The organism is Kitasatospora sp. NPDC059146, assembly GCF_042786665.1.
GTDB lineage: Bacteria > Actinomycetota > Actinomycetes > Streptomycetales > Streptomycetaceae > Kitasatospora.
The window spans coordinates 57,739-64,825 of record NZ_JBHZCY010000043.1 but is presented as its reverse complement, the minus strand read 5'-3'; the positions used below and the strand labels follow the sequence as shown (position 1 = coordinate 64,825).

General features: G+C 74.2%; 7 protein-coding genes. 3 read left to right on the top strand and 4 right to left on the bottom strand.

The features are described 5' to 3' along the window. Nucleotides 1-125: 125 nt before the first annotated feature. The gene (locus ACFXPX_RS20050; protein WP_375888717.1) at nt 126-1,112 is read right to left on the bottom strand and encodes a carbohydrate-binding protein; all 987 of its coding nucleotides are present in this window, start codon (nt 1,110-1,112) and stop codon (nt 126-128) included. Between the two features lie 198 nt (nt 1,113-1,310). Beyond that, nucleotides 1,311-3,107, bottom strand: a complete 1,797-nt coding sequence (locus ACFXPX_RS20045; RefSeq protein WP_375888720.1) for a diguanylate cyclase domain-containing protein — start codon at nt 3,105-3,107, stop codon at nt 1,311-1,313. 368 nt (nt 3,108-3,475) lie between these two features. On the opposite strand from ACFXPX_RS20045, the gene ACFXPX_RS20040 reads away from it, so the two are divergent. Beyond that, nucleotides 3,476-4,003 carry a flavin reductase family protein gene (locus ACFXPX_RS20040; RefSeq protein ID WP_375888722.1) on the top strand — a complete coding sequence of 176 codons (528 nt, stop codon included), beginning with the start codon at nt 3,476-3,478 and terminating at the stop codon, nt 4,001-4,003. Nucleotides 4,004-4,039: 36 nt separating this feature from the next. Here the strand turns inward: ACFXPX_RS20040 and arfB are convergent, their stop codons facing one another. Further along, nucleotides 4,040-4,471 (bottom strand): alternative ribosome rescue aminoacyl-tRNA hydrolase ArfB, encoded by a 432-nt coding sequence (arfB, locus tag ACFXPX_RS20035; RefSeq protein ID WP_380525363.1) that lies wholly within the window; start codon nt 4,469-4,471, stop codon nt 4,040-4,042. A gap of 68 nt (nt 4,472-4,539) precedes the next feature. Between arfB and ACFXPX_RS20030 the strand changes: the two genes are divergently transcribed. Both ACFXPX_RS20030 and ACFXPX_RS20025 read left to right on the top strand, forming a co-directional pair. Further along, the gene (locus tag ACFXPX_RS20030) at nt 4,540-5,037 is read left to right on the top strand and encodes a hypothetical protein (protein WP_375888726.1); all 498 of its coding nucleotides are present in this window, start codon (nt 4,540-4,542) and stop codon (nt 5,035-5,037) included. A gap of 145 nt (nt 5,038-5,182) precedes the next feature. Beyond that, entirely contained in the window at nt 5,183-5,758 is a 576-nt protein-coding gene (locus ACFXPX_RS20025) for a TerD family protein (protein ID WP_375888729.1), read from the top strand. Nucleotides 5,759-5,795: 37 nt separating this feature from the next. On the opposite strand, the gene ACFXPX_RS20020 is transcribed toward ACFXPX_RS20025, so the two are convergent. Then, entirely contained in the window at nt 5,796-7,034 is a 1,239-nt protein-coding gene (locus tag ACFXPX_RS20020; RefSeq protein ID WP_380642502.1) for a hypothetical protein, read from the bottom strand. Between the last annotated feature and the right edge of the window lie 53 nt (nt 7,035-7,087).

Below are 7,087 nucleotides of genomic sequence, written 5' to 3'. Positions count from 1 at the left end.
TGCGGCGCGGGGGCCTCGGGGCCGGCGCCCCCGAGCGCTCCCCCTCGCTCAGGGCGCCCTCACAACCGGCGCCGCCCGCCTCCCCCCGGCGGGGGCGGGCGGCCGTCCGCTTTCTCGACCGGGCCTCAGCTGCTCGGTTCGACGGTGATCTGGTCGATCAGGATCGGCCCGGAGGGCACCGTGAAGCTGACCGAGTTCGCCCCGGCCTGGAACTGCGGCAGTATCCAGGTGGTGTACCAGGACGACGCCGGGTCCTTGCCGGGCGAGTAGTTCCGGTACGTCAGCCCGTTCGGCCAGTCCTTGCCGTTGACCGCGGCCGCGCCCTTCACGTCCCCGCCGGCGTTGTTGTAGTGCACGGTGAGCTTGTACGTGCCGGCCGCGGCGATCTGGCCGTTCCAGGTGACGGTGCCGCCCTGCTGGAGCGTCAGGTAGCTGCCGTCGGCGGACTTGGCGCCCTTGACGCTGTTGCCGGACGGCGCGTTCTGCCCCTGCAACTGGCCGGCGTCCACGGTCGCCGGGCCGGCCGAGACCGTGGCGCTCGCCGAGGGCGAGGCCGAGCCGGTCCCGCTCGGCGTCGCGGCACCGCTGGGCGCCGGCGGGGCGGCGCTGGTGGTGCCGCCCTTGGCGGTCTTGTCCGCGTCCGGGTCACCGGTGGAGAGCGCGATCCCGGCACCGATCGCTATCGCCGCGACCACGGCGACCGCACCGATCACGGCGCCCTTGCTCCGGCCGCTGCTCGGCCGCTCGTCCCCCGGCTGCGGCCGGGAGTGCTCGGCGTAGCGGGTCTGCTGGGCGGGCGCGCCGTACTCGGCCTGCGGCGGCACACCGGGCTGGCCGTACTGGCCCTGCGGGGGCATCCCCTGCTGGCCGTAGGGCGGCTGCGCGGGACCGGGCTGGCCGTACGGCGGCTGCTGGGCGCGCGGCGCACCGTACTGCGCCCGGCCGACCTCCATCGGGCGGCTGTACGACGTCCGGGGAACCCCCTGCTGCGGCTCGGCCGGCTGCCCGGTGGAGCCGTCGGCCGGCCGGTAGAGGTAGCCGAACGGGTCGTCGTCCTGTGGGGCACCGCCCCCCTGGCCCTCGGGCAATCCGTTGTCGCCGGCGGTCGTCACGGTGGTCTGTTCCCCCATCCGGTGTGCGCCGCGCGCGGGCGGCGCAGATCATGGACGCTGTCGTACCGGGCACCCTACCTGCCGTACCTGACAGCAGGAAAAGAACCCTTGACAACCCGTGGGTAACCTGCGCGTTCCCGGGCGCCCGGCGCCCACCCCCTCCCGCCGGCCGCTGAGCAGGCGCCGCGAGCCCCGTCGTCAGCCCGCGCGCCGGTGCGAGCGCTCGCCGCGCGCGCCCCGCACGGCCCCGCCCCGGGCCCGCTTCTCGTCGTACATCCGCTCGTCCGCGGTGTGCAGCACCTCTTCGATGCTCATCCCGCAGCCGGCCCAGCCCACTCCGAGGCTCACCCCGACCCGCATCGCCCGGCCGTCGATCCGCATCGGCGGGATGATCGCGTTGCGCAGCCGGTGGGCCAGGTCCTTGGCCTCCTCGCGGCCGATGCCGTCGGCCAGCACCACGAACTCGTCGCCGCCCAGCCGGGCCACCGTGTCGCCGTCCCGGACCGCCCCGCTCAGCCGCCGGGCGACCTCGACCAGCACCGAGTCGCCCGCGTTGTGGCCGAACCGGTCGTTGATCGACTTGAAGCCGTCCAGGTCGCAGAAGAGCACCGCGAGCCCCTTGTCGGCCGGGGCCGCCGGGCCGGAGCGGAACGGCACCGACCAGGCCTCGCCGCTCGGCCCGTACTCGGCCGGCACCACGGCGTGCACGTGCTCCCCGTACCCCGCGCCGAGCCCGGGCGCCGGCCCGCCCTCCAGCGCGCCGTAGCCGTGCACCGGCCCCGGGTACGGGTCCACGCCCTCCAGGCCCTCGTACGCCGCGTGCGCGCTGTAGGTGTCGGCCGGGTAGGCGTACGGCTGCGGGTAGCCGACCTCGGCGGTCAGCGCGGGGGCGGCGGCGCCGACCGGCTGCGGCTCGGCGCAGAGCCGGCGGGCCAGCCGGGCCTTGAGCTCGGCGCCGTTGGGCAGGCCGGTGAGCGCGTCGTGGCTGGCCCGGTGGGCGAGCTGGAGCTCGTGGCGCTTGCGGTCCTCGATGTCCTCGACATGGGTGAGCAGGAAGCTCGGGCCCTCGGCCGCGTCCGCCACGATCGAGTTGCGCAGGCAGACCCACTGGTAGCCGCCGTCCCGCCGGGACAGCCTCAGCTCCGCCCGGCCGCTCTCGGCGCTGGTGCGTTCCAACAGGGCCCGGTCCTCGGGGTGCACGAGGTCGGCGAAGCTCTGCTGGCGCAGCACCGCGCGGGGGCGGCCGAGCAGTCGACAGAGCGCGTCGTTGACCCTGGTCAGCTGGCCGCGCCCGGCGCCGTGGAGTTCGGTGATGGCCATCCCGCTGGGCGCGTACTCGAAGGCCTGCCGGAAGCTCTCCTCGCTGGCCCGCAGGGCCTGCTGCTCCTTCTCCAGCCGGGCCAGCGCGCGCTGCATCTCGGCCCGCAGCCGGGCGTTGCCGATCGCGATGGAGGCCTGCAGCGAGAACATCTCCAGGGCCTCGCGGGTCCACGCCCCGGGCCGCTTGCCGCTGCGCGGGCGGTCCACCGAGAGCACGCCGAGCAGGTCCCCGCCCGCGCTGTACATCGGGGCGAGCAGTCCGTCGGCGGGGTGCCAGTCGTTGGCGTAGACGGGCAGCGGTCCGTCGCCGATCCAGCGCGGGATGTCGCTGGCGACGGCCCAGCCGCGGTCGTACGGCAGGAAGCGCAGGGTGCCCCAGTGGTCGCTGACCCCGAGCAGCCGGTCCCAGGACTCCCGCGAGCCGACCTGGCCGAGCAGCACCGAGGGCCCGCCCATCGGGCTCTCCTCCAGCTCCCAGACTGCTGCCACCACCAGGTCGCCGTCCGGCCGGACCAGGCTGACCGCGGCGGCGTCGAAGCCGAGTCCGTGCACCGCGCCCTCGACGACGGCCTGCAGCGTGCCCGCCAGGCTGCGGGCAGCGTTGAGGTCCGCCACGACCCGGTGCAAGGTGCGGAGGGTCGCGAGACGGACGTACGGCTCCGACTCGGCTTCCATGCGGGGGCTCCCCGGCTGCTTCGGATAGTTCTTGATTGGTTATCGTCCGATTGCCAGAAGAACTGAATCACAGGGAGCACAGCGTTCGGCACGCTCGGTCAGCAATAGGCCACCACTTGTGACTTAAATCACACAAGACTAATGCGCCCTTAATCAGTTCATCCGCCCCATAGCGGGACATAAACCGCCATCGGAACATTCCTGGTGGTCGACCACGGGCGCCGCGGACTCAAGCGGACTGCACCCGCCGGTACCCGCGCTTCACCCCTGGGAGTGACCGCGGCCCGCGGCGGGCACCACCCCCCGGCCGGGGTCCTACGACCACGGCCCGATGCCGTCACCCGGGAGCGACGACTACCGTGCGGTACGTGTATCCGTCCCCGCAGCCCGAAGCTGCCCCCCACGCCACGCCCGACGAGTTCCGGGCAGCCCTCTCCCAGCTCGCCGCCGGCGTGAGCCTGGTGACCGTCCACGACGAGGAGGACGGCGAGGACGTCGGCATGACCGCCACGTCCTTCCTCTCGGTGTCCCTGGACCCGCCGCTGGTGCTGGTCTCGGTCCGCGAGGACTCCCGGATGGACGAGGTGCTCTCCCGGAACGACACCTGGGCGGTCTCGGTGCTCACCGAGGGGCAGAAGGCGCTCGGCTCCCGCTTCGCCATGAAGGGCCGGCTCAGCGACCGGCTGCTGTTCGCGGACACCCCTCACCACCGCGGCGCCCGCACCGGGGCCCCGCTGATCGAGGGCGCGCTGGCCACCGTCGAGTGCCGCACCGAACAGCGGATACCCGCGGGCGACCACACCCTGCTGATCGGCCGCGTGCTGGAAGCCGTGGTCCCCACCCCCGGCGGCCGCCCGCTGCTCTACTTCCGCGGCGGCTACCGCACGCTGGGCTGAAACGGTTCGGCAGGCGGCACCACCCGGCGGTCCGCCCTACTCGCCGCGCGGCGACCGCCGGCCCTGCTTGAGGTCGGAACGGTGCCGCTTGTTCTCCAGCCGCCGCTCCACCATCCCCCGGCTCGGCCTGGTCGCCCGGCGGGCCTTCGGCGGCGGCGCGCACGCCTCGCTCAGCACCACCCCCAGCCGCACCGCGGCCGCCTCCCGGTTGCGCCACTGCGAGCGGAACTCCGAGGCCTGGATCACCAGCACCCGGCCGTCCACCAGGCGGTGCGCCAGCCGCTCCAGGGCGCGCGTGCGCCACACCTCGGGCAGCGCCTTCGAGGCGGCCAGGTCGAACCGCAGCTCCGCCTTGGAGTCGGAGGTGTTGACGTGCTGGCCACCGGGGCCGGAGGAACGCGAGAAGCGCCAGACGAGCTCGGCGTCGGGGACGACCACCGACCCCCGTACGCGGATGGGCTCGGACATGCGCCCATCATCCCGCGCGACCCCCGCCGAGGTCACCCGGTTATCGGTTACCCGCCCACTCCCCGACAATGGCCTACGTGATCGAGCTCGGCTACTCCCTCTCCAACCGCTTCCCCGACCCCCCGCAGACCGACTACCGCACCGCCCCCGTGCGCGCCCTGCGGTACGACCTGTTCTGCGGCGACGTCTACCTGGACGCCGAGGGCGCCGAACTCTCCACCCGCTGGGCCTGGGTCCCGGTGCTGGACTTCGCCTGGGCGCTGTGCGACATCGTCGAGCAGCTCGACCGCGACCCGGACGGCTCCCGGGCCGCCCGGGTGCAGACCGCCGACCTCGACTTCACCCAGAACACCGAGCTGCTGCGCTTCGCCCGCCGGTTCAACTGGGTCGAGGTCACCGCGACCTGGCTGCGCGACGAGCCCCCGGCCGTGGTCCGGCACAGCGAGCTGCGGCGTGAGGCCCGGGACTTCCTCCAGGACACCCTCGCCGACCTGTTCGACATGCACCCCGACCTGGCCGACAACCCGAACATCTGGACGCTGCAGGGCCGCTTCCCCCGGGTCTGACATCCGGACCCGACCGACCCTGCCAAGGCTTTGCCCGTCCTTTGCCCGGCTTTGACGCCCACGAAGAATTCACGGGTTCCCCGGAACCAAGGCGACCGAGTACCGCGTTGTCCCGGGAAAAGCGAACGAAGGGACTGCAATCGCCATGCCAGTGAGCCTCTCCAAGGGTGGCAACGTCTCGCTGACCAAGGAGGCCCCCGGCCTGTCCGCGGTCAGCATCGGCCTGGGCTGGGACACCCGCACCACCACCGGCGCCGAATTCGACCTCGACGCCAGCGCGATCGTCCTGAACGCGGACGGCAAGGTGCTGTCCAACGCGCACTTCGTGTTCTTCAACAACACCAGCACGCCGGACAACACCGTCGTGCACACCGGCGACAACCGGACCGGCGAGGGCGCGGGCGACGACGAGTCGATCAACGTCAACCTGGCCGGCCTGCCCGCCGAGGCCGTCAAGATCACCTTCCCGGTCACCATCTACGACGGCACCGCCCGCGGCCAGAACTTCGGCCAGGTCCGGAACGCCTACATCCGCGTGGTGAACGCGGCCGGCGGCGCCGAGATCGCCCGGTACGACCTCTCCGAGGACGCCGCCACCGAGACCGCGATGATCTTCGGTGAGCTCTACCGCAACGGCGGCGAGTGGAAGTTCCGCGCGGTCGGCCAGGGCTACGCCTCCGGCCTGGCCGGCATCGCCCAGGACTTCGGCGTCCAGATCTGACGCAGCAGGGCGTCGGTGTCCTTCGACGGCGGGCCGCTCAGCGCGAGGCGCGCAGCTCCGGGAGCTCGATCAGTTCGGTCTCGTCCTCGGGCGTCAGGTCCACCACGGTCACCCCGCCCGGCTCGGCGCCCCCGGCGCGCACCGGCTGCTCCAGGTGCTCCAGGTGCTCCGGGTGCTCGACCGACACCTCCGGAACAGCCTCCCGGGCCTCCTGCGCCTCGGCCTTCGCCTTCGCGGCGACCGCCTCGTCGCCCACCACGTCCGCCAGGTCCGCCCGCTCCCCCAGCTCGGCGACGCTGCCCACCGCCGGCGCCGGAACGGCCGCCCGGACCGCCGCGCCCTGGCCACGGCCGAAGAAGCTGAACCCCTGCCCGCGCACCTGCCCGGACTGGACCGGACGCGGCCGCTGCCGCTCCGCCGGCGCGGGCGCCGACCCGACGGCCGGGGCGCCGGGCGCCCCGCCCAGCTGACCGACCGTCGCGGTCAGCGCCGGGCGCAGCGGCGTGGGCTGCACCGGGGTCCGCCCGGCCGGCGCCTGCGCCGGGGTCGGCACCGAGGGCGCCACCGGGGCGGGCACGGACACCGCACCCGGAACCGGGGCGGCCTCCACGGCCGGACGGGCCTGAGCGGCCCGAGCGGACGGCGCGGCCTGGACCGACGAAGCGGCCGGAGCGGCCGGAGCCGTCCGCGCCCGCAGCGCGACCTCCGCGCCCGCCGTGCGCTCCCGCTCGGCCTCCTGCTCGGCGGCGCGCCGCTCCAGCAGCCGCAGCACGGACGCGGCGCGCACGAACGCGGCCGGACTGGCCGGGTACTTGGGGCGGCTCGCGGCGAGCGCCCGCTGGGCCGCCTCGGCCTCCTTGAGCGCCTGCTCGGCGACCGCCACGGCCCGCTCCCGGAGCAGCCGGGCGATCTCGGTCTCGGCCTTGGCCAGCCGCGACTTCTCCGCCGTCAGCCGCCGGCCGAAGCGGGTGGCCCGCTCCTCGGCGACCTCGGCCGCGTACTCGGCCTCGGCGAGCTGCTCCTCGAAGCGCTCCTCGGCCCGCAGCCGCTGCGCCGCGGACATCTCGGCGGCCGCCCGGGCCGCCTTGTCGCGCTGACGCAGCAGCACCGCGAAGCCGAGGGTGGCGATCAGTGCGGCGACACCCACCGAGCGCACCAGGACGGTGTCCTGACTGAAGACCAGAGCGGCCAGTGCGGCGACCAGCAGCACGCCGGCGGCGGTGGGGGGAAAGACCCGGCCGAGGACGGAGGAATGACGGTGGCGTCCGCGAGACATGCCAAGAAACTAGCGTGCGAATTGGGGCCGTGTCAGCCCAGGGTCCCCTTCCA

Bases quoted from the DNA above. Each gene is read 5' to 3' on its own strand.
- ACFXPX_RS20045 (WP_375888720.1), bottom strand. From the start codon at position 3,107: ATGGAAGCCGAGTCGGAGCCGTACGTCCGTCTCGCGACCCTCCGCACC.
- arfB (WP_380525363.1), bottom strand. From the start codon at position 4,471: ATGTCCGAGCCCATCCGCGTACGGGGGTCGGTGGTCGTCCCCGACGCC.
- ACFXPX_RS20030 (WP_375888726.1), top strand. From the start codon at position 4,540: ATGGCCTACGTGATCGAGCTCGGCTACTCCCTCTCCAACCGCTTCCCC.
- ACFXPX_RS20025 (WP_375888729.1), top strand. From the start codon at position 5,183: ATGCCAGTGAGCCTCTCCAAGGGTGGCAACGTCTCGCTGACCAAGGAG.
- ACFXPX_RS20020 (WP_380642502.1), bottom strand. From the start codon at position 7,034: ATGTCTCGCGGACGCCACCGTCATTCCTCCGTCCTCGGCCGGGTCTTT.